Genomic DNA, 22,407 nt, shown 5'->3' on the forward strand with positions numbered 1-22,407 from the left:
GGCGTGAACCTGAAACTGCGACCGCACGGTTACGGAACGCAATTCACGTTGTGCGAAATCGGCGGGCGGGAACAGAGTTCAGGGCGGGTCGACAACGGGGTCAAACCGCCCGATCCTTCCCAGCGCCGGCCGGCGGCCGGGTCCTCGGCTTCCTAATCAACCCGGTGGCCGGGCTCGGCGAGGTGGCCGAGCATGCGGCGCAACTGCACGGTGTACGCGTCGAGGAACTCGGGAGAGTCGGCTCGCAGTCCGGTCAGCCGGCGGACGATCTGTGGCATCACGGTCGGTGCCATCGCTGCCGCGAAGAACGTCAGCACCACGTACGCGGGATCGAGGTCGGCCGACAGCTCACCGGTTCGCTGTCGGCGGCGCACATCGTCGACCATCGCCGTGAAGTACGCGCGGGCCTGCGCCTCCCCTTCGGTGTCGGCGGCCGTTCCGGCGTCGGCGAGCCCCTCCCAGATGAGCAGCCGCGCCCATGACCGCTGAGTCGCGCCGAGCCGGAGGTAACCGCCGACCACGTCGGCCATCGCCTGATCCGGCTGAGCCGCGCCGCTGGTGGTCTGCCACCGCTGCTGCAGGGCCTGGTAGAGGCCTTCCTTGCCGTTGAAGTAGTAGGAGATCAGCTGCGGGTTGACTCCGGCGCGGGCGGCGATCGCGCTGGTGCGGGCGCCGGCGTAGCCGTGTTCGCCGAACTCGATCAGCGCCGCGTCGAGGATGCGCTCGCGGGTGCGCTCCGCGTCACGCTTGCGCCGATCGCCACTCGGGGACCGCCGGGGCTGTGTCATGCGGATCATCCTAACAATGTCACTCGGACACATGATTTTGTCATCCAAACAGTTGACTGAATCATGTCCGTGAATCAGACTCGGGCCATGAGCGAGCTCAGCGTCATGATCATCGGCGGCGGGATCGGCGGCCTCTGCCTGGCACAGGGCCTTCGCCAAGCCGGCGTCGCGGTGACCGTCCACGAACGCGGCAAAGCCCGGACCGACTGGCTGCAGGGCTACCGCATCCACATCAACCCCGCCGGCAGCCACGCGCTGCGGACCTGCCTCCCGGCCGCGAACTGGCAGACGTTCCTCCGCACCGTCTCGGTCGATGACGGCGGTTTCGCGTTCACCACCGAACAGCTGACCGACCTCGTCCGCTTCACCGCCGAGGAGATCACGCCCACCGGCGGCCCCGACGAGCGCCACTACGGCGTCAGCCGGATCGGTCTGCGCGAGGTGCTGTTGGCCGGAATGGACGACGCGGTCCGGCTGGGCGAGGAGTTCACGCACTACGAGACGACGACCGACGGCCGGGTCACCGCCACCTTCGCCGACGGCAGCACCGCCACCGCCGACGTGCTGATCGGTGCCGACGGCGCGAACTCACGCGTACGCCGTCAACTGCTGCCGCACGCGCGGCGGATCAACACGGGCATCGTGGCGATCGCCGGCAAGCACCGCCTCGACGGCGCGGCCCTGCCCCGCGCCCTGACACACGACACGAATCTGGTGATCCCCAAGCGCAGCGGATCCCTGTTCACCGCGGTCTGGCATCCCGACCGGCGATTCACCGCACCACCGCAGGACGCACCCGAGGACTTCCTGCTGAGCTACAGCATGCCGTTCGTCCTGTGGGGATACTCCGACGCGGCGGCCGCGCTTCCCGACGGGGTCGAGTCACTCTCCGGAGCGGATCTCCAGCGACTGGCGCTGGACCGGACCATTGGCTGGGCGCCCGCCCTGCGGGACCTGATCGCCGGCTCCGATCCACATACCGTCAACGCCCTCCGGATCCGCAGCGCCACGCCGGTCGACGCCTGGCAGACCGGGCCGGTGACGCTGATCGGCGACGCCATCCACAACATGACGCCGATGGCCGGGATCGGCGCGAACACCGCACTGCGCGACGCCGAGCTGCTGTGCCACCGGCTCGCCGAGGTGGCCGCCGGCAGGTCCGCCCTGCTACCGGCACTGCGCGACTACGAGCGGCAGATGCTCGGCTACGGCTTCGCCGCGGTGAAACAGTCACTTCGGAATGCCCGGCAAGCCGGCTCGGGCAACCGCGTCGGCCGGGCCGCCTTCCGCGCGATGATGCGCACCGTCGGCGCGGTCCCGCCCATCCGCCGCCGGATGGCCGCGCAGCTCGGCCGCTGACGGGCCGTCGTCAAGCTCGATCTTCACGCTCGGCCTGGTCTGGGTCGCGGGGCAGCCCGGCCAACCAGCGGTCCAGGGCGGCCGGGGAGCGGAACAGCAGCACCGGCGGCCCATGCGGGTCTGCCTGCCACGCCCGCATCCGCCGCCGGGCCCGGCCGAACGCGAGGAGGTGCCACACCAGGATCGAGTCCCGGGACAGCACGCTGCCCAGCGACTCACGGTTGCCGTTGCAGATCTCCTCCCCCGTCACCAGCCGACGCATGGTGCGGCGCAGCAGCCGCCAGAACGAGCACCACCGCGGGTAGTCGAGGCCGACCACCAGTTCGGCGCGCGCCAGCGGCACGTCCCGCCACCCGTGGTACGCCCCGTCGAGGATCCAGCGGTCCCGCCGGCAGATTCCCTCGATCCGGCTGCGCTGGCGAGCGACCGGCACCTCCACCCAGCCGGGCTCCCAGAGCAGGTCGTCGACGGGATACCACGGCAGCCCGAGGCGTTCGGCCAGCCGGGCCGCGAGGGTGGACTTGCCGGCACCGTACACGCCGTAGACCAGGATCCGGGACGGTGCGCTCATCGCGGCCAGGGTAGCCGAGAAGCGCACATCTTGATCAGGTTCGCGTGGTGAGCGAAGCCGGCGGATGAGCCGGGTCAGCCGCCGGCCCGTTACCACGGGTCCGTTGGGTGAGGACGACGCAGGCCAGCACGAGTAGCGAAGCCCCGATGGCCAGGATGGTTACGCGTTCGTCGAGTAACAGGGCCGACCAGGCGAGGGTGAGCACCGGCTGGGCGAGCTGGATCTGCCCGATGCGGGCGATACCGCCGCGGGCCAGGCCGGCGTACCAGGCGAAGAAGCCGAGGAACATGGACACGACGGTCAGATAGGCGAACCCGAGCCATCCGGCGGTGTCGGATCGTGGTGGATGGGCGAGGGCGGCGACCGCGGTGACCGGCACGGTGACCGGCAGGGACAGGACCAGCGCCCAGCAGATGGTGCGGGCGCCGCCGAGTTCGCGCGCCAGCCCGCCACCCTCGGCGTACCCGAGGCCGCAGAGCACGACGGCGGCGAGCAGGAACAGGTCCGTGGGCGCCGCGGCGCCCGTCACGCCGCTGCTGGCGACCATGAAGACGAGCGCGGCGGCCAGCCCGGCTCCACTGGCGATCCAGAACATCAGCGGCGGGCGTTCCCCGGCCCGCAGCACGGCGAACACCGCGGTCGCGGCCGGCAGCACGGTGACGACGACCGCGCCGTGGGCCGCCGTCTGGGTGGTGAGGGCGAGGGAGGTGAACAGGGGGAACCCGACCACCACGCCCGTGGCGACCACCGCCAGGCGGCGCCACTGCGCGGGGGTCGGCCTCGTCGCCCCGGTGAGGCGTAGGTAGAACCAGGCCATGAGGCCGGCTCCGACGGCGCGGCCGAAGGCGACGACCCAGGGGTCGATCTCGCCGACCGCGATGCGGGTGGCGGGCAGCGACATGCTGAAACCCAGCACGCCCAGCCCGCCGAGGACCAGGCCCGTTATCCGATCGCGCTCAGTAGTGTTACTCTTTGCCCTCATGAATGACGATAACGCACTGGTACGCGTTATCCAAGATCTACGGACGCGCGCCGCCGGCGCCGCACCCGGCACACGGCTGCCCTCGATCAGGGAGCTGACCGGACGGCACCGTGCCTCGCCGGTGACCGTCACGCGGGCGATCCGGCAACTCGTCGCCGACGGCCTCGTCGAGGCGCGGCCGGGCCGGGGAACCTTCGTGGCCGCCCACCCCGACCGGCACCCGCTACCGGACCTGTCGTGGCAGGCGGTCGCCCTCGGCCCCCGCCCCGACGGCGAGGAGGCGATGCAGGCTCTGCTCGCCGTCGCCCGACCCGGCACGATCCCGCTCTCCAGCGGCTACCTCGACGCCGAGCTGCATCCGGTCGCCGCGATCGGCGCGGCCCTGGCCCGGGCCGCCCGGCAGCCGGCAGCCTGGCAGCGCGGCCCGGTCGAAGGCCGGGAGGACCTGCGGGCATGGTTCGCCCGGGAGGCGGGAGGCGGGCTACGCGCCGACGACATGGTCATCTGCCCCGGCGGGCAGGCCGCCCTGTCGACGGCGTTCCGCGCCCTGACGGCCCCCGGCGACACCGTGCTGGTGGAGTCCCCGACCTACCTCGGCGCGCTCGCCGCCGCTCGGGCGGCCGGACTGCGCGTGGTGCCCGTACCGGCCGACGTCGACGGCGTCCGGCCGGAGCTGCTCGCCGCGGCGTTCACCCGAACCGGCGCCCGGCTGTTCTACTGCCAGCCGCTGTACGCCAACCCGCACGGCGCGGTGCTCGCCACGGCAAGGCGTACGCAGGTGGCCGACGCGGTCCGGGCCGCCGGAGCGTTCCTGTTGGAGGACGACTACGCCCGGGATCTCACCATCGAGGGCGAACCGCCGCCGCCCCTGGCCGCCGACGACCCCGACGGGCACGTGATCTACCTACGGTCGCTGACCAAATCGGTCGCACCCGGCCTGCGGGTGGCCGCGATCGGTGCCCGCGGCCCCGCCGGGGCGCGGTTGCGTTCGGCCCGGGTCCTCGACGACTTCTTCGTCGCCGGCCCGATGCAGCAGGCCGCGCTGGACCTCGTCACCTCGCCCGCCTGGGACCGCCACCTGCGTACCCTGCGAAAGGCGCTGCGGGCCCGTCGTGACGCCCTGCTCGCGGCCCTGCGCCGCCACCTGCCGGCGGTCACGCCGGTCTGCGTGCCCCGGGGCGGCCTGCACGTGTGGGTCGGCCTCCCCGAGGGCCTGGACGACACCGAACTGGCCGTCGCGGCCGCCGCCGAACGGGTTGTCGTCTTTCCCGGGCGTCCCTGGCACGCCGCCGAACCACTGGCGCCATACCTGCGCCTGACCTTCGCCGCAGCGCCCCCTGACGTGCTCGACGAGGGCGTACGCCGCCTCGCCCGAGCCGTCAGCGCACTAGACTAGGCGTCCGTCCTTTATGACCGTGCGGTGTCGCGGGTGCGCCCACAGGATCGACGGGTCCTCGAACGGATCGCCGGGCAGGATCACGAGGTCGGCGGGCGCGCCCACGGCGATGCGTCCCAGGTCGGGCCGGCCGATCAGCTCGGCGTTGACGGACGTCGCGGAACGCAGGGCTTCGAGCACCCCGTCGACCTCGACCTGCAACCGCAGCCCGGTGAGCTGCTCGTCCTCCAGCACGCCCATCAGGTCGGTGCCGAAGCCGATCGGCACGCCGGCGGCCCGGGCCAGCTCGATCGCCCGTCGACCGGCCGCCAGCACCTCGCGGTTCTTCGCCTGCCCGACCGGCGAGAGCCCGACCTGATCGCCACGCCGGTCCATGGCGTCGTACGCGGCCAGCGTGGGGACGAGGAACGCACCGTGCGCCGCCATGAGGTCGGCGGTGGGCGCGTCCAGCAGGTTGCCGTGTTCGATGGTGCGTACGCCGTTGGTCACGGCGTGCGCGATCGCCTCCGGCGAGTAGGCGTGGGCGGCGACGTAACTGCCGCGCCGGGTGGCCTCGTCGGTCACCGCCTGGATCTCCGCCGCCGAATACTGCGGGACGCGGATCGGGTCGGTCGGCGAGACCACCCCGCCGGAGGCCATGATCTTGATGGCGTGCGCGCCCCGGCGGAAGCGGTCCCGGGCGGCACGACGCAGCGCGTCGACCCCGTCGACGATCTCGGCCAGGTGCGCGCCGCCGGCACACAGGTCCCGCTCACCCGGGCGGGGATCGCCGTGGCCGCCGGTCTGTGACAGCGCCGGTCCGGTGTACAGGTATCGCGGTGCCGCGATGAGCCCCTCAGCGATGGCCCGCGCCAGGCCGGGGTCCCCGCCGGCCACGTCACGGACGGTGGTGAACCCTCGGCCGAGGGCGGCGGCGAGTCGACGGGCCCCGGCCAGCGAGAGGTAGCTGAGCGGGCTGGACTCCAGCGCGAGCAGGTCCAGTTCCGTGCCGTACGCGTGGAAGTGGGCGTCGATGAGGCCGGGGATGACCGTGCCACCGCGCGCGTCGACCACCTCACCGGCCGGGCGGGTGGCGTCGTCGAGCGCCACGATGACGCCGCCGCGGATGTGGATCGTGCCCTCGGTCAGCTCGGCCGACACGCCGTCGAAGACGGCCGCGTTGACGATACTCAGCGGGTGCGCGCTCACCGGGTGCGCGACCGCTGTCGGCGTGGGCGTTCCTCGCGGCCGGCCCAGCTGCCGCGCACGTGGCCGATGTGCGCGTTCATCAGGCGTTCGAGGCCGCGTCGGTCGTTCGCGGCGATGAGGTCGAGCATCTCGAGGTGCTCGGCCGCCGAGGAGGCCAGCTCGCCGTTGGCGGCGAGCCGGGTGAGGCCGTACAGCCTCGTCCGGGACCGCAACTCGCCGACGAGCGAGACGAGGTCCGCGTTGCCGGCCAACGCGAGCAGCTCCAGGTGGAACACCCGATCGTGCTCGATGTACGCGATCAGGTCCTTCTCCCGCGCCGCCTCGACGATCCGTTGCGCCATCGGCCGCAGGCGGGCCAGGTCGTCGGCGGTCGCGACGCCGGCCGCCCGAGTGGTCGTCGGAACCTCGAGGAGTTGCCGGATCTCGGTGATGTTGTCCAGTTCCTCGTCGGTGAGCTCGGTGGGCCGGAAACCCTTGTTGGGCACCGTCTCGACCAGGCCCTCCTTGACCAGGTCCAGCATCGCCTCCCGTACGGGCGTGGGCGACACGCCGAACTGCGCGGCCAACGCGGGCGCCGAGTAGATCTGGCCGGGGCGCATCTCACCGGCGACGAGGGCCGCGCGCAGGGCGTGGGCGACCTGGCCACGCACGCTGCGCCGCGCTTCGAGCATCGGCAAGTGCAACGAGTGCGCCACTACTGCATCCCCTCCGCCCGCCGGATGGTTGGACCGGGTCCAACCGCCCCGCGACGCCCAGCTCGTCTCGTGCTCATGTCGGTGCCACCGCCGTGGTGACCGTGTGCAGCGAAGTGTAGAACTCCTGTGCGGCCTTGCCCTGTTCGCGCTGGCCGAAGCTGGAGTCCCGCTCCCCGCCGAAGGGAAGGTAGAAGTCCACGCCCGTGGTCGGAGCGTTGATCTTGATCTGCCCCGCCGCCAGCCCGTCGGCGCACCGCAGCGCGGTGTCGAGGTCGTTGGTGAACACCGCGGCGCTCAGGCCGTAGCGTACGTCGTTCGCCGCGTCGAGAGCCTCGGCGACGCTTCCGGCCCGGCTCACCGCGCAGATCGGCCCGAACACCTCCTCCCGCAGCAGCAGATGGTCGGCCGGCAGGTTGTCGACGAGGGTCGGCGCGACGAACCAGCCCGCGCCGGGTCCCGGGTGTCCGCCGGTGAGGATCCGGCCACCGCCGGCCCTGACGCTCGCCGCCGCGGCGAGCACCCGGTCCCGCGCGGCCCGATCGATGACCGGGCCGACACCGGTCGCGGGATCGGCCGGGTCGCCGAGGCGAAGCTCCTCCGTCGCGGCGACCAGCGCCTCGGTGAAGCCGCCCGGGTCGCCCACGACGATCACCCGCTTCGTGGCGGTGCACTTCTGCCCCGCGTAGCCGAAGGCGGCGTAGGCGACCTGCCGGGCCACCGCGGCGACGTCCACATCGGGCAGCACGATGGTCGGATTCTGACCCCCCATCTCGCACTGGGTGGCGACCCCGCGTCGCGCCGCGGCCGACGCCACGACGCCGCCGACCGCGGCGGATCCGGTGAAGGAGACGACGTCACCGGCCGCGACGACCGCCTGACCGACCTCGGCGTCACCGGGCAGCACGGCGAGCAGCCCGTCGGGGAGGTGCGGACCGATCAGCTCGGCCAGCCGCAACGCGCACGCCGTCGCCTGCGGCGCCGGTTTGATCACGGCCGCGTTGCCGAAGGCCAGCGCCGGTGCGGCCTTCCACAACGGGATCGCCAGGGGGAAGTTCCAGGGAGTGATCAGCGCCGCGATCCCGCGGGCCCGACGCCGGGTGTAGGTCAGCCCACGGCCGCCACCGCTCGGCTCGTGGAGCGCACCGATCGGATCGAACACCTGCTGGGCGTAGTAGCGCAGGATGGCCACGGACCGGGCGACCTCCCCGGTCGCCTCGGCCGACGGCTTACCGACCTCGCGCACCACCAGGGCGGCCAACTCGTCTGTCGCCGCCGCCACCGCCTCACCCGCGCCGTGCAGAGCGGCGGCCCGCTCGGCCGGCGACGCCGCGGCCCAGGCGCGCTGTGCCTGGCGGGCCCGGTGTACGGCCTGGTCGACGTCGGACCCGGTCGCCTCGGCCACCGTGACGACCAGATCGCTGGGGTTCTGCGGAGAAGTGGACTGTACGACAGACACCATGGGCTCCAGGCGTTCGCTACCGGTGGGGAGGAGGAGGTCAGAGCAGGAATCCGGCGGGAAACGGGTCGGTGGGGTCGAGGAGGTACTGCGCGGTGCCGGTGATCCAGGCGCGACCGGTGAACGTCGGGACCACCGCCGGGCGGCCGGCGACGGTGGTGGAATCGAGCAACCGGCCGACGAACCGGCTGCCGATGATCGACTCGTTGACGAAGTCGGTGTGCAACGGCAGTTCGCCCCGGGCGTGCAGCTGGGCCATCCGGGCCGACGTGCCGGTGCCGCACGGTGACCGGTCGAACCAGCCCGGGTGGATGGCCATCGCGTGCCGGGAATGCCGGGCGTCCGAACCGGGCGCCGCGAGATAGACGTGGCGGCAGCCGGCGATGTCCGGGTTCTCCGGATGCACCGGGTCGAGCTGCTCGGTCACCGCGTCCATGATGGCCAGTCCGGCGTCGAGCATCCGCTGCCGCTGCCGGGCGTCCGCCGGGTCGAACGCGATGCCGAGCTGGTCGAGCCCGAGGATGGCGTAGAAGTTGCCGCCGAAGGCGAGATCGAGGGTGAGCGCGCCGAGCCCCGGCACCTCGACCGTCGCGTCCAGCTCGTGCGCGTACGCGGCGACGTTTCGCAAGGTGACCGACTCGGCACGCCCGTCGCGTACGGCGACCTCGGCGACCACCAGGCCGGCGGGGGTGTCGAGCCGGATCTCGGTCACCGGCTCGGTGACCGGCACCATGCCGGTCTCCACCAGCACGGTGGCCACCCCGATGGTGCCGTGCCCGCACATCGGCAGGCACCCGCTCACCTCGATGTACAGCACACCCCAGTCGGCGTCCGGCCGGGTGGGCGGTTGCAGGATGGCCCCACTCATGGCCGCGTGCCCGCGGGGCTCGTACATCAGCAGCGTACGGATGTGGTCGAGCTGGTCGAGGAAGTGCTGGCGGCGTTCGGCCATCGAGCTGCCGGGGATGACGCCGACGCCACCGGTGATCACCCGGGTCGGCATGCCCTCGGTGTGCGAGTCGATCGCGTGGAAGACCCGGCTGGTACGCATGTGTCCCCGCCCCTTCCGCTACCGGCACCCGGCCGCGATCGCCTTTTCGGTGGCCTCCCGGACGGCGCGCTGCTGCTCGTCGGTGAGCGGGAACCGGGGCGGACGGCACGGCCCGCCGTACCGCCCGACGAGGTCCATCGACAGCTTGATCGCCTGGACGAACTCCGTCTTCGAGTCCCAGCGCAGCAGCGAGTGCAGCGCCCGGTAGAGCGGCAGCGCGGTGGCCAGGTCGCCGCCGGTGGCGGCCTCGAAGAGCCGCACGCTGGCGCGCGGCAGCGCGTTGGCGTAGCCCGCGATCCAGCCCCGCGCCCCGGCGAGGCACAACTCCAGCGCGACGTCGTCGGCGCCGACGAGCACGTCGAGATCGGGGGCCAGTTCGGCGATCTGGTAGCTGCGGCGGACATCGCCGGAGAACTCCTTGACGCCCACGATCAGGCCCTCGCCGCGCAGCCTGGCCAGCAGGGCCGGGGTGAGATCGACCTTGGTGTCGATCGGGTTGTTGTACGCCACCACGGGAATCCCGACCGTCGCGACCTCGCGGTAGTGCTCGACGACGGCCCGCTCGTCGGCCCGGTAGGCGTTCGGGGGCAGCAGCATGACGGCCGCGCAGCCGGCCTCGGCGGCGTCCTCGGCCCACCTCCGCGCCTCCAGCGCACCGTACGCGGCGATGCCGGGCAGCACGGTGAAGCCCTCCGGTGCGGCGTCGACCGCGGTACGCACCACGGCACGCCGCTCCCGCTCGGTCAGCGTCTGGTACTCCCCCAGCGACCCGTTCGGGGTCACCCCGTCGCAGCCCTCCGTGGCCAACCACCGGACGTGTTCCGCGAAGCGATCGAGGTCGACCTCCAGCCGGTCGTCGAAGGGCAACGCCGTGGCGACCAGCACTCCGTGCCATGGCTTCAAACGCGCGCGCATCCGGTACTCCTTGTCGCTGGGTCGCATGTGTCCGATCCGAAGCTGAACGACGTGGCTCCCGCCGTCGTGGGGCAACCCGCCCCGGCAGCGAGGCGGTACAATGTCACACTACAACAGGACAGGCGGCCGGCTCCAGGCCGCGACGCCCTTCGAGGTGCCCATGCCCGACACCCCTCCCACGCCCGTCGGCGTCGCCGCGCGCCACCGCCCCGGCCCACCACCGGCGGCCGCGTCGTGACCGGGCACGACCGCCGCGCCGCCGGCTCGACCCGTCCCGACCTGGTCGTCATCGGGGCTGGAATCGTGGGCGCCGCCTGCGCCTACCACGCCACCCGGGCCGGCCTGTCGGTCACCGTCGTCGACAGAGGACCGATCAGCGGGGGCACCACCGGCGCCGGCGAGGGGAACATCCTGGTCTCCGACAAGGAACTCGGCCCCGAACTCGACCTCGCGCTGCTGTCGAACCAGCAGTGGCGAGCCCTGGCCGACCTGCCCATCGGCGGCACGACGTTCGGCCGCGCGGTGGAGCTCGAAACCAAGGGCGGCCTTGTCGTGGCAACCGGCCAGGCACCTTTGGACGCTATGCAGCGGCTAGCCGGAAAGCAACAGGCGCTCGGGGTCGAGGCGCTCGCCGTACCCGCGCACGACCTGCGCGAACACGAACCACACCTGGCCGGCGACCTGGCCGGAGGCTACCTGTACCCGCAGGACATGCAGGTACAACCGATGCTCGCCGCGGCGCACCTGCTCCGGCTCGCCCGGCAGCGGGGCGCCACCGTGCTGCCGCACCAGCCGGTGACCGGCTACCTACGCGACGGCGACCGGGTGGTGGGCGTACGGACACCGCAGCGGGACATTCCCAGCGGCGCCGTCCTCAACGCCGCCGGCACCTGGGCCGGTGAACTCGCCGCCCTCGCCGCCGCACCCGTGCCGGTGGCCCCCCGCCGCGGCTTCATCCTGGTCACCGAGCCCCTCCCACCGATCATCCGGCACAAGGTCTACCTCGCCGACTACGTCGCCGACGTAGCCAGCGACTCCGCCGCCCTGCAGACCTCGACCGTCGTCGAAGGGACCCGCGCCGGCACCGTGCTCGTCGGCGCCAGTCGCGAGCGAGTCGGTTTCGACCACGTGTTCTCGCTGCCCGCGCTCCGGGCGCTCGCCCGTGGAGCCGTGCGGCTGTTCCCCGGACTCGCCGAGGTCGCGGCGATCCGCGCCTACCACGGGTTCCGCCCGTACTGCCCGGACCACCTGCCGGTGATCGGACCGGACCCACGCGCCCCCGGCCTGCACCACGCCTGCGGCCACGAGGGGGCCGGCATCGGCCTCGCCATGGGCACCGGCCGACTCGTCGCCCAGGTCCTAACCGGCGACCGGCCCGACATCGACCTGCACCCGTTCCGGCCCGACCGCTTCCCGGAGGTCCCGGCATGACCAGCCCCGAGCCCTTCGACATCACGTTCGACGGCGAACCGCTCCCCTGCCGCGACGGCTGGACGGTCGCCGCCGCCCTCACCGCCGCCGGCATCCGGTCCTGGCGGACCACCCGGCACGGGCAGCGCCCGCGCGGCCTCTTCTGCGGCATCGGCGTCTGCTTCGACTGCCTCGTCACCGTCAACGGGCGGCCCTCGGTGCGGGCCTGCCTGGCGCCCGCCCGGCCCGGTGACGACGTACGCAGCCAGTCCGGGACCGGGCGATGAGCGCCCGGAGCGTCGACGTCGCCGTCGTCGGAGCCGGGCCGGCCGGCCTCGCGGCGGCGCTGGCCGCGGCCGATGCCGGGGCGGCCGTGGCGCTCGTCGACGCCGGAATCCGCGCGGGCGGACAGTACTGGCGGTCACCGGCCCCCGGCGCCGGCCGATTCGCACCGAACACGCTGCACCACTCCTGGCGCCGCTTCGCCGACACCGCCGCCCGACTGGACCGGCACGCCGCCCGGCACCGGCTCCAGCGCTTCGCCGAGCACCACGTCTGGTCCGTCGAACGCGCCGACGACCGGTGGGCGATCCACTGCCTGGTGGGCGCCGAGCCCCGGCAGCACGCCGGAACGCCACCGGTCACCATCCGGGCCCGCCGGCTGATCCTCGCCACCGGCGCGTACGACCGGCAGTTGCCCTTCCCCGGCTGGGACCTGCCCGGGGTCATGACCGCCGGCGGGGCGCAGGCGCTGCTGAAGGGCAACCTCGTACTGGCCGGGGCGACCGCCGTGGTCGCGGGGACCGGCCCCTTCCTGCTGCCGGTGGCCGCGGGCCTCGCCCGCCACGGCGCCCGGGTCCGCGCCGTCGTCGAGGCCAACACCCCGCTCGGCTTCGCCCGCTCGCCCCGCGTGCTGCTCGGGGCGGTGAGCAAGCTGGGCGAGGCATCGGCGTACGCGGCCCGGCTCGCCCGGCACCGGGTCGCGGTACGGCACCGGCACATCGTCACCCGGGCCGTCGGAACCGACCGGTTGACCGGGGTGGTCGTCGCCCGGCTCGGCCGGGACGGACGGCCCGAGGCGCACACCGAACGGAACATCGAGTGCGACACGCTCGCGGTCGGGTGGGGCTTCACCCCGCAGCTCGACCTGCACCTGCAGGTCGGCTGCGCCGCCCGGATGGACGTGGACACCAGCCTGGTGGTGGCCGTCGACGACCACCAACGAACCACCGTCGACGGGGTCTGGGCCGCCGGCGAGTCCACCGGCGTCGGCGGCGCCGACCTCGCGTCGGTCGAGGGCGACATCGCGGGCCGGTCGGCGGCCGGTTCGCTCGGCGTCCCGCCCGACCCGACGGCGCTCGCCCGGCTGTTTCGGCGACGGGCCGCCCTACGCCGGTTCGCCGAGCTGATGCACCGCGTCCATCCCGTACCGCCCGGCGCGCTCGACGGCCTGACCGACGACACGCTGGTGTGCCGGTGTGAGGAGGTCACCGCCGGGGCGGTCCGCCAGGCCGTCGACGATCTCGGCGCCAGCGACCCGCGTACCGTCAAACTGCTGGCCCGCCCCGGCATGGGCTGGTGCCAGGGCCGGGTGTGTGGCTTCGCCACGGTCTGCCTCACCGCCCGCCACCTGCGGCGGCCACCGACACCGGAGGATCTGCGCGCCTTCGCCCAACGGCCGATCGCCGCGCCCACACCCCTCGGTCAGCTCGCGCTGCCGCCGGACGAGGGCAACCCGGGCGGCACCGGCGGATAGCGACACGCTCTCGGCGGACTCGACGTCCTCGGCGCCGACGAGTGGTGGGCCGGCGACTGCCGGCCCACCACGTGTTCCTGTTGCCGTGCCGGCGCGTCACAGGGCCGCGCAGTCACCGCCCTTGGCGCCGTTCACCGTGTTCGGCGCGCCGAAGTCCTTGACCGCCGCGCTGTTGCCGGTGCAGCTCAGCGCTCCGTTGACCCGGCTACCGACCAGGATCGGCCCGTACGCGCCGGCCAGCCGGCTGAACCGCTCGTTGGCGGTCACCTGGACGTTGTCCGAGACGGTGAGCGAGCCGTTGAAGGTGCTGCCGGCGATCGTCACGTCCCGGGTGGTTCCGGTGATCCGGGAGTTGCCGTTCACCGTGCTGCCGAACAGCTGCACCGCCCGGGCGCCGGTCGCCGCCAACCCGCCGTTGATCGAGCTGTCGCTGACCACCAGCGAGGCGCCCGGACGCACCGACACCCCACCGTCCACCTGGGCGCCCTTGAGGCAGGTCACGCCCTCGCCGGCCACGACCCGCGACTGCGGGCCGGTCAGCGTCCTCGTGCAGTCGGGCGACGAGCCCGGCAGCACGGTGGCCCGGTAGGCGCTCGGCTCGCCGATGTTGCCGGCCGCGTCGATCGCCCGGTGCTCCACCAGGTGCGTGCCGAAGCCCGGCACGAACCCGCCGCTCGGGTGGTCGTCGGGCAGGGTCTGCTCGAACGCCGCCTTCGACAGGCCGCCGGTGCCGAGGTTGCCGTACGTCAGGGCCTTGATGTCCGTGCCCGAGTGACGGAACCGGAACGGCGACTCGGGCATCGGCTGCTCGGGGAAACCGAAGTAGTTGAACCAGCCGTCCCTGTCCAGTCGGAGCTGGCCGACGACGTAACGGTCCTCGTCGTAGCCGGTGTGGTCGTCCCGCGGGTCCAGCCACATGTCCCAGCCGTCGAAGTACACCGGGTGCTCCATGCTGTCCGCGAGCCGGGTCAGCGGTTCCGACAGCGTACGCGGCGCGGTCGGCAGCGCGTTGTCGACGGTCCATTCGATCCGGTCGGAGACGCCACCCGGATCGGCCGGGTCGGTCACCACCGCTGCCAGCTTGTGGGTGCCCGGCGCCGGCCTGAGCGCGCCGAGGTCGAGGGCGCGGCTGTTGTACGGGTTCGGCAGCGCCCTGCCGTCGAGCGACCAGGCGACATCGAGGATCCGGTCCGTCGGGTGGTTGGTCCGGACGTAGACCACCTCGTCGCCGGCGACCGGCTGGCTGTTCGGCGTGGCCCCGGTGATGGTCGCGGCGGGCGCCGACGGCGACGCCTTCGTGTCACCCACCGTCCACTGCCGGGTCTGCACGAACCGGGGCCCGTTGTAGCCCGAGTTCGTGGCCGCGTTTCCGGTCGACGGGTTGCGGACCCAGTCGATGCCGTCCGGCCCCACCGGGTCACGCACCTCGACGTGCACCACGGTCCCGGCGGGCAGATTCAGCTCGCCGAGGTCGAGGTCGCGGCTGTTGTGCGTGTCGAGCACCCTGCCGTCGGGACCACCGACGCGCCAGGTGACCCGCACCTCGTGGTAACGCGGCTGGCCGGTCTCGACCCACAGCACGCTGTCGGACGCCACCGTGCCCAGCGGGGTGTGCCGGACGTTCATCTGCCCGGAGTTACGCATGCCGGTCACCCGGGCGACCATGTGTTCGAGGCCGATCTGGTCGAAGTCGAACCCGATCCACCGCATCATCGAGTGCTCGCTGGGTCGGCGCTGGCCGCACGGGTACGTGCCGCCGCCCTCGTGCACCCCGATCGTGCCGCCGGACAGGCTCTCCTCACCGATCCAGCGCCACCATTTCTGCTGGTCCTCGACCATCTTCTGGGGATCGCCGTAGGTGGTGTGGTGGAAGCTGCTGGGCTCGCCGCCGGTGTAGCAGGGCCGCACCACGTCACGGGAGGAGTACGGGTACTCGTCGACCAGGGTGCCGAGCGAGTGGCCGATCTCGTGCAACGAGATCAGCGGGCCCTGCGGCGAGCCGCCGGAGGTCGTCGCGTTGGTGCCGCCGATCCCGCCGTACGTGAAGGTGTTGAAGATCGCCAGGGTCTGCACGTTCTGCGCGGTGCGGGGGATGCCCAGCACCGGCGCCACGTACGTGTCGATGATCCGGTTGTGCGCCTGGCTGCCGGTCTCGCAGGGGTTGACCCCGGCCGGGTAGTAGGCGGCGTAGCTCGCGCAGTCCTCCGGGGCACCGCCGTAGACGGTGCCGCGCGACAGCGGATCGGCACAGCCGTTCTGGAAGATCATGCGCAGGGCGGTGTTCTTCGCGTTGATCGGGCCCTCACGCCGGCCGGTGTCCCGGATCGTGCCGTCCGGGTGGCGTACCCGGCCGTCGGGATCGCAACGGACGCCGTAGTCGATCGAGGCGATCTCCACCGCGTACACGTTGATGTAGTCGCGGTAGGTCCGGAACGGTTCCGTGGCCCACATGACGGCCAGATTGCGGTCCACGTCGGCCAGGAACAGCTTCTGCTGGTCCCACTGGTAGCCGTCACCGAGAATGATCAGATTCAGCCGCTCCGCCGCCGGCCCGGTGACCTGGATCGGATGCACCTTCGGGTCGGGCAGGGGCACCGGCGGCCCGTCCGCCGCCGCGCTCGCCGGGCCGGCGCCGGTCAGCAGTCCGGCCACCAGGGCGAGCGCCGCGAGGGCCGCGAGTTTGAGTCTCACTGGCTGTCCACCTCACCTTCGTCCTTCGGCTTCCGTGGGCGCCGCCGTTCGACGTCGCGGCGCGCGGCACCCACGGAAGCTCCCGTGCTGGTTCGTCACTTGCCGACGCGCGACCTGGCGGCGGCCGACACCACCGGTCCACGCTGGTCAGAGGTGAGCACCCCGGCCGCGACCAGTTGGTCCACCACCGTGTTGACGTGCGTCACGAACTGCCCGTGGTCGGACCACCGCTCCCCGTCGAGGATGTGGTCGTTGATCGTGCAGGTGCCGGCCAGCGGGCGGTTGGGCATCCCGCTGTCGACGCCACCGATCACCACCGTCGCCCGGGCGTCGGTGGTCGCGCAGATCGGCATCGCCAGCGGCCCGCCGACCACGGGCAGCCGCAGGGCCGTCGCGGCCAGGTCGATGTCGAGCACCGTGCCCGGGGCGGGCTGCAGGGTGAACTCACGGTCGGTGGAGAAGACCATCAGGCCGATCCGGTAGCCCGCCGGGATGACCTGGTCGTCCGGCTGTAGCGGCACGGTCACCTCGACGAACTCCCCGGGCACCAGCGGTTCGCTCCGGGTGAGCGAGTGGCGGTTCTGCGGGTCGGCCCAGCCCCGGGTGATGATGCTCGTCGTGCTGCTCTGGGTGGTCGACGTGCAGCCCGACGCACCGGTCCACGGCAGCCGCACCAGGGCCACCGACAGGTTCGCCGCCGGCTTGCTCGCGCTCATCCGCAGCGTCACCGTCGCCGTGCCGGAGATGTGCACCGGCGCGGAGAGTTCCGGCGTCACGTAGAGCAGCCGCTGATCGGACACGGTGGTGGCCAGGGCGCCGGCGTTGCAGGCGGTGTCGCCGGCGTCGACCAGCGACTCGACGCCCGCGCCGGGCCGCGCCAACGAGGTCAGCCCGCCGGTGGTGCCGCCGCCGGGCTTCAGCACCAGGGTGACCGGCGACGCCGCCGGGTTGGGGTAGTCCGCGTACGGGGTGAGCTGGCTGGCGCCGGTCTCGTTGCGTACCACCCAGGCCCGTGGGTCGTTCTCGACACCGTTCTGGACGCCGTACAGGTAGCGGGTGAACCACCGGTTGCGCATGTCCAGCGGCGGGGCGCCCCCGTGTCCGCCCTGGTGGTAGTACGCCTGCACCGGCGTGCCCTGCGCCTTCAGCACCTCAAGGATCCGTACGCTGTGCTCCGGCACCACGTTCCAGTCGTTGAACCCGTGCGCCATCAGAGTGGCGGCCTTCACGTTCCCCACGGCGTGCAGATAATCCCGGCCGGCCCAGAAGTCGTTGTAGTCGCCGTTCGCCCGGTCCTGGAACCGGTTCATCTCGCCGACCCGGACCGTCTCGACGCAGTACGCCCGGCGCTCCGGGTAGCCGCTGTTGATGTAGTCGAACAGGTAGTCGATGTCCTCGCCGACCCAACCGCCGGGATTCCGGACCAGGCCGTTGGAACGGTAGTAGTGGTAGTAGGAGGTGTTCGGCGCGATCGGGATGATCGCCTCAAGGCCGTCGACGCCGGTGGTCGCGGCGGCGAGCGGCAGCGTGCCGTTGTACGACGTACCGGTCATGCCGACCTTGCCGGTCGCCCAACTCGTCGCCGAGACCTCCTGGTCCCCGTTGACGCTGGTGTAGCCCTTCGTCCGGCCGTTCAGCCAGTCGATCACCGCCTTCGGCGCCAGCGACTCGTTGCGGCCACCCACGGTCGGGCAGCCCTGCGACAGCCCGGTGCCCGGGGAGTCGGAGTGCACCACGGCGAAGCCGCGCGGCACCCAGGTGCTGACCTCGCTCGTGGACACCGAGGTCCGGTTCGGCTGGTGGGCGATCGGGGGCGGCGAGATCCGGGCCGGCGGCTGTTCACCGAGCTCGTGCCGTACGTTCCAGAAGTACTGTGACTGGCTGGAGGCCGTACCGGCGTAGTAGGGGCTGGTCTCGTAGACCACCGGCACCTTCAGGCCCTGGGCGGTCTGCCCCGGCCTGGTGACGTCCACGTGCATGCGGTCGAGCCGGCCGTCGCCGTCGGAGTCGAACTCGGTCTCCACCCACAGCTGCTGCCGGATCCAGCCGCTGGAGTTCGAGAACTCGGGTACGACCTGCGCCTGCCCGTCCACGAAAACCGGTCCGACCTCGTCCGGGCTGGCAACCGCCGGGCCGGCGAAACCCAGGGAAAGAGCCAGCGCCACCGCGCCGAACACGGCGATGGCCCCCGGGCGCACCCTTCGTCGCACCATGGCGAGTCCCTCTCTGTCGTCTGCTGGCGCCGAACGGCGGCGGACCGCTCGCACGGTCGGTGCTGCGACCCGGCGGCCTTCATTTACCGATCTCTCTGTATCGGTCCGTCGACCGTAGCTGCCCGCTCAACGCGGGAGCACCAGACAGCTGACGAAACTTGAGCGGGGTTCAGGCCGTCCAACGTCGCAACGATGCGAGGCATCGCCGTTACGGAACCGAACGGATACGGCCGGCCGTCCCGGCAGGGGCCGCCGTCGACGGTCAGCGGGTGGGCGCGGTGAGCAGGTAGGCGTTGCGCGGATCCCAGCCGACCCGCCAACCGGCCGCCAGCGCCTCCCGCAGCACACCGCCGACGGCGTGCTGCCAGGCGCTGGCCAGGGCCGGGGCGTCCCGGCGCAGCGCGCAGATGTCGGCCGGCACCGCGACCAGCGCGGCGGGCGCGACGACCCAGGCCGAATCGAGCACCGGCAGCCCGTCGGCTGCGGCGGCGACCGCCCACACCGGCTCGGCGACGCAGCCGGTGGGTGCGGCCGGCGCGCCGGTGAGGTGCCAGGCCACCAGCAACCGGTCGTAGGGCAGCGGGGTGGGGCTGTCGGCGTCGCGGAGACCTTCGTAGCCGGGCAGGAAAGCCTCCACGGTCGCGCCGAGCCGGCGCAGGTTGAGGTTGGCGTTGACCGCCGCCATCACATCGAACGTCCAGCGGATCTCGGTGACACCCCGCTCGTGCGCCCAGGCCCGCTGGGCCAGCTTCAGCGCGATCGACACGCCTCGGCCGCGGGCGGCGGGCAGCACCGCCATCGGACCGGACTGCACCAGTGGCTGGCCGTGGGCGGTCCACCCGGGCAACGCGAGCAGCACGCCGACGGGCGTCTCGCCGTCCCAGGCCAGCAGGACCGGGGAGCCGGCGGCGAGCAGGTTGCGCAGCAGGCTCGGCGGATAGAAGTGGTGTGCCGCGCCCGGGGCGAAGACCCCGTCGAGGACGCTGACGGCGGCGGCGACGTCGAGGTGCGTGTCGACCGGGCGGATGTCGACGCCGGCGCGGGCGGCGGCCGCCGCGGCCGGATCGGCCGGCTCCGGTGCGGGCGCCGGGCAGGTGAGGGCCGCGACCGGATCGGCCAGCGGGTCGGGTGCGAACACCTGCCGGGTCGCGGCCTCGACCAGCTCGGTGATCGCGGCGGCGGCCTCCACCGGATCGTCGCCGAGCACCTGCGGTCCCTCAGCGGGCAGGAGTTCGGCGATGACCTCGCCGATGACCGCCTCGGGCACGTCGGCGGGCAGGACATCGGCGACGAGCTCGGCGAGCGGGGCGGCGACGGGGTCGGTGACGGGCTGGGACACGGCGTGCTGCCTTCGGCGTGCGACGGGACGATGTGGCGACGCCGGTGTCCGGGGGCCGGGCGTGCGACGGCCACTGTCCCGGAATCGGAGGCCGGGACAGTGACCGGCCGGTGACGTACCGATGAAAACGTCACGACCGGCTGGCCTGCCGGCGGGTGGCGCGCCGGATCAGCGCCACCACGGCCGCCTCGCCACCGCGACCGCGCGCTCGACCGGCTCGGCCAGGTCGTCGCCCAGCTGGTCGATACTGCGGATCCACTCGGCCGCGATCACCAAGGCCGTCGCGGACCCGGCGACCGCCTCGTCGCCACGCCACCGTCCCAGGCAGGTACGCACCGGCACACCCAGATCCGGCAGGACCGGCCGGGACGACGCGCCTTCCGCCCCGGCCAGCCGGTCGGCCAACCGCTCCAGCCCGTCGAGCAGCGCCTGCTGCGCCGACCGGACGGGCTCGACCGCGTCCCGGCACCTGGCCGCCCGGTAGCCGTACCCGGTGACCGCGCTCTCCATCAGGTTGGCCGCCATGGCCAGATAGTTGGCCCCCGTCATCAGGACCACGGCGTTCGCGGAGTCGAGCGGTCCGGTCGGCCGCTCGGCCAGATAGGCGCCGAGCGCCAGCTCGGCCCGGGTACGTGCGCCCGCGGGCGGGGCCGGGACGGGCAGCCGGTCGGCGGCGTCGACGGCCAGCATCCGGTCGAAGGCGTGCCGGAGCCGCCCGATCGCGGCCCGGTGGTACGCGGCGGCGCTCCGGATGAACTGCCGGCGCGTTCCGTGCGGCCACAACAGCAGGCTGAGCGCGACGCTGACGGCCACGCCGACCCCGACGTCCGCCAGCCGGACCAGACCCAGCCGCCAGCCCACCGGGGCGAGCAGATTGAAGATGATCATCAGATCGACCGTGAACGAGGCCTGGCTGAGCAGGAACCGCTGGGAGCCGGAGGTGTACGCGGACAGGAACACCGCGGCCGGGAGCACCACCCACAGCCACTCCGGGCGGCCGGCGGTCGCGATGACCACGGCCGAGCCGACGACGACGCCCACCACGTTGCCGGCGACAGCCCGCACCACCGAGCGGGCGGTTCCCAGGGCGTTGGTACGCAGCACCTGCAACGTGCCCAGCACCACCCAGAACGCGTGCGGCAGACCCAGCCGCCCGGCGAGCCACACCGACAGCGCCAGTCCGACCCCGGTGCGCAGACTGTCCCGCAGCGCGGTGGAGCCTGGCGCCGCGGAGGACGCCAGCCACCGCAGGCGCCGATGGCGAGCCGGGTAGTCGCCCAGGACCTCCTGAGCCGCTCCCCTGCTCCGGGCACCGGTGTCCCGGCCGGCCGCCACCGCGGCGTTGGCAGCCACCGCCGTCGACAGGTGCGCCAGCACCCGCAGCGTATGGTCGACGTCCAGGGCGTCGATGAGCTGTTCCTCGGGGGCCGAACCGCCCAGCAACCGCCCTACCCACCGCTCCAACGCGCGGCGGTGCCCCCGCTGCCGTTCCTCGACCACCCGGACGTCCGGCGCGCCCACCGCGCCCTCGAGGGTGGCGGCGCTGGCGCGCAGCACCCCCGACACCGCCGCCACCAGTTCCCCCTCGGTTCCGGTGCCCCGCCGGGCGAGGTGTTCCGGCCGGTACAGCGGATGACCGGCGACCCCCACGATCAACTGCAGATCGCCGATGAGCTCGGCGTACGCGCGCAGCCGGCGCCGCGAGCCGACCGACCGGCTCGCCGTGCCGGCGTACCGGCCGCGAGCCGCGTCGACTGCCTGCGCGGCCGCGCGGAACCGACCGGCGCCAGGATCGTCCGGACGACACGCCAGCGCATCGATCAGGTCCGCCACCGCGCGGCAGGCCGCACCGGCGGCACGGGTCAGCGCCACCGGCCCGGCGCGGGGTAGCAGCAGGGCGGCGCCGGTCGCGGCGAGGCCGGCGAACAGCCAACCCGCCACCCTCATCGGGATCTGCCCGGCAGCGTAGGGCAGCGTGACGGCCAGGACGAACGAGAGCAGCAGGCCCAGCCGTGCCGCGCTGACGTGGCCGCCCACCACCGCCGCGAGGAAGGTGGCCACGAACGCCACCACGAACATCACGGCCGGGACGGCGACCGACGACCGGGACACCACCGTGCCGAGCGCCACCAGGACCGCCCCCGCCGCCGTGCCGACCAGGTAGGAGCGAATGCGTTCCCGACGGGTGCCACCGAAGTCGCTCATGATCAGCAGGGCGAAGCCGCCGAAGATGGCGAACGTGGCGAACGACTCGTTTCCCACGACGTACCGTCCGACCGCGAACAGACCCGGCAGCACGACCGCGGCGCGAACCGCGGCCCGGGGCGCGCTCCGCCCGGGATCCGCCAGCGACGCCACCAGCCGGCGCACGGCCCGGCCGAGGCGACCGCGGGCAGCCCGGCCACCGGACCGCCCGGCCCGGCGGTCCGGCCGGCCCTCGACGCCGTCTCGTCGCTCCCCGGCGGGCTTCCCCATTCAGCCCCTGTAGCCAGCAGCGCCCCCGCTACACCCGGGATCCACCGCGGCCCTGGCCGAGCAATGCGCCCGAACCGACCCGAAGGCGGACCGCCGGTGCCGGCATCGGCGGCGAAACGGGC

General features: G+C 73.1%; 17 protein-coding genes. 5 read left to right on the top strand and 12 right to left on the bottom strand.

The genetic code is table 11. The features are described 5' to 3' along the window. Positions 1-152 precede the first annotated feature (152 nt). The gene (locus tag GA0070604_RS17635) at positions 153-788 is read right to left on the bottom strand and encodes a TetR/AcrR family transcriptional regulator (protein WP_167363505.1); all 636 of its coding nucleotides are present in this window, start codon (positions 786-788) and stop codon (positions 153-155) included. 87 nt (positions 789-875) lie between these two features. On the opposite strand from GA0070604_RS17635, the gene GA0070604_RS17640 reads away from it, so the two are divergent. After that, positions 876-2,147 (top strand): FAD-dependent oxidoreductase, encoded by a 1,272-nt coding sequence (locus tag GA0070604_RS17640; RefSeq protein ID WP_167363506.1) that lies wholly within the window; start codon positions 876-878, stop codon positions 2,145-2,147. Positions 2,148-2,157: 10 nt separating this feature from the next. Here GA0070604_RS17640 and GA0070604_RS17645 read toward each other — a convergent pair whose 3' ends face one another. Both GA0070604_RS17645 and GA0070604_RS17650 read right to left on the bottom strand, forming a co-directional pair. Next, complete coding sequence (locus GA0070604_RS17645; RefSeq protein ID WP_091127218.1) at positions 2,158-2,718, bottom strand: P-loop NTPase family protein; 561 nt, start codon at positions 2,716-2,718, stop codon at positions 2,158-2,160. Positions 2,719-2,752: 34 nt separating this feature from the next. Beyond that, complete coding sequence (locus tag GA0070604_RS17650; RefSeq protein WP_091119172.1) at positions 2,753-3,700, bottom strand: DMT family transporter; 948 nt, start codon at positions 3,698-3,700, stop codon at positions 2,753-2,755. On the opposite strand from GA0070604_RS17650, the gene GA0070604_RS17655 reads away from it, so the two are divergent. Next, positions 3,699-5,096, top strand: a complete 1,398-nt coding sequence (locus tag GA0070604_RS17655) for an aminotransferase-like domain-containing protein (protein WP_091119176.1) — start codon at positions 3,699-3,701, stop codon at positions 5,094-5,096. The genes GA0070604_RS17650 and GA0070604_RS17655 overlap by 2 nt on opposite strands. Here GA0070604_RS17655 and GA0070604_RS17660 read toward each other — a convergent pair. From GA0070604_RS17660 to GA0070604_RS17680, 5 genes are all read right to left on the bottom strand, one after another. Beyond that, positions 5,088-6,284 (bottom strand): metal-dependent hydrolase family protein, encoded by a 1,197-nt coding sequence (locus GA0070604_RS17660; RefSeq protein ID WP_091119180.1) that lies wholly within the window; start codon positions 6,282-6,284, stop codon positions 5,088-5,090. The genes GA0070604_RS17655 and GA0070604_RS17660 overlap by 9 nt on opposite strands. Continuing rightward, positions 6,281-6,955 (bottom strand): GntR family transcriptional regulator, encoded by a 675-nt coding sequence (locus GA0070604_RS17665; protein ID WP_091127219.1) that lies wholly within the window; start codon positions 6,953-6,955, stop codon positions 6,281-6,283. The genes GA0070604_RS17660 and GA0070604_RS17665 overlap by 4 nt, the downstream gene beginning before the upstream one ends. Before the next feature lie 97 nt (positions 6,956-7,052). Further along, on the bottom strand, positions 7,053-8,435 hold the full coding sequence (locus GA0070604_RS17670) for an aldehyde dehydrogenase family protein (protein WP_208602099.1): 1,383 nt from the start codon (positions 8,433-8,435) through the stop codon (positions 7,053-7,055). A 40-nt stretch (positions 8,436-8,475) separates the two neighbouring features. Continuing rightward, a complete protein-coding gene (locus GA0070604_RS17675) occupies positions 8,476-9,486 on the bottom strand; it encodes a proline racemase family protein (RefSeq protein ID WP_091119188.1) in 1,011 nt (336 codons plus the stop codon). An 18-nt stretch (positions 9,487-9,504) separates the two neighbouring features. Then, positions 9,505-10,401, bottom strand: coding sequence for a dihydrodipicolinate synthase family protein (locus tag GA0070604_RS17680; RefSeq protein ID WP_091127220.1), 897 nt, complete (start codon positions 10,399-10,401; stop codon positions 9,505-9,507). 234 nt (positions 10,402-10,635) lie between these two features. On the opposite strand from GA0070604_RS17680, the gene GA0070604_RS17685 reads away from it, so the two are divergent. The 3 genes from GA0070604_RS17685 to GA0070604_RS17695 are packed head-to-tail and all read left to right on the top strand — an operon-like array spanning position 10,636 to position 13,567. Beyond that, the gene (locus GA0070604_RS17685; RefSeq protein WP_091119191.1) at positions 10,636-11,832 is read left to right on the top strand and encodes an NAD(P)/FAD-dependent oxidoreductase; all 1,197 of its coding nucleotides are present in this window, start codon (positions 10,636-10,638) and stop codon (positions 11,830-11,832) included. Continuing rightward, positions 11,829-12,098, top strand: a complete 270-nt coding sequence (locus tag GA0070604_RS17690; protein WP_208602100.1) for a (2Fe-2S)-binding protein — start codon at positions 11,829-11,831, stop codon at positions 12,096-12,098. The genes GA0070604_RS17685 and GA0070604_RS17690 overlap by 4 nt, the downstream gene beginning before the upstream one ends. Then, positions 12,095-13,567, top strand: coding sequence for an FAD-dependent oxidoreductase (locus GA0070604_RS17695; RefSeq protein ID WP_091119194.1), 1,473 nt, complete (start codon positions 12,095-12,097; stop codon positions 13,565-13,567). Before GA0070604_RS17690 ends, GA0070604_RS17695 begins: the two co-directional genes overlap by 4 nt. Positions 13,568-13,663: 96 nt before the next feature. Here GA0070604_RS17695 and GA0070604_RS17700 read toward each other — a convergent pair whose 3' ends face one another. The 4 genes from GA0070604_RS17700 to GA0070604_RS17715 form a co-directional block, all read right to left on the bottom strand. After that, positions 13,664-16,258: a M64 family metallopeptidase gene (locus GA0070604_RS17700; RefSeq protein ID WP_091119198.1), complete on the bottom strand. Its 2,595-nt coding sequence runs from the start codon at positions 16,256-16,258 to the stop codon at positions 13,664-13,666. Between the two features lie 95 nt (positions 16,259-16,353). Beyond that, a complete protein-coding gene (locus tag GA0070604_RS17705) occupies positions 16,354-18,471 on the bottom strand; it encodes a Xaa-Pro dipeptidyl-peptidase (RefSeq protein WP_091119201.1) in 2,118 nt (705 codons plus the stop codon). Between the two features lie 262 nt (positions 18,472-18,733). Further along, on the bottom strand, positions 18,734-19,810 hold the full coding sequence (locus GA0070604_RS17710; protein WP_091119204.1) for a GNAT family N-acetyltransferase: 1,077 nt from the start codon (positions 19,808-19,810) through the stop codon (positions 18,734-18,736). Positions 19,811-19,978: 168 nt separating this feature from the next. Further along, positions 19,979-22,285, bottom strand: a complete 2,307-nt coding sequence (locus tag GA0070604_RS17715) for an FUSC family protein (protein WP_091119206.1) — start codon at positions 22,283-22,285, stop codon at positions 19,979-19,981. Positions 22,286-22,407 lie beyond the last annotated feature (122 nt).

Origin of the sequence: Micromonospora eburnea (genome assembly GCF_900090225.1) — a bacterium.
Classification (GTDB): Bacteria; Actinomycetota; Actinomycetes; order Mycobacteriales; family Micromonosporaceae; genus Micromonospora; species Micromonospora eburnea.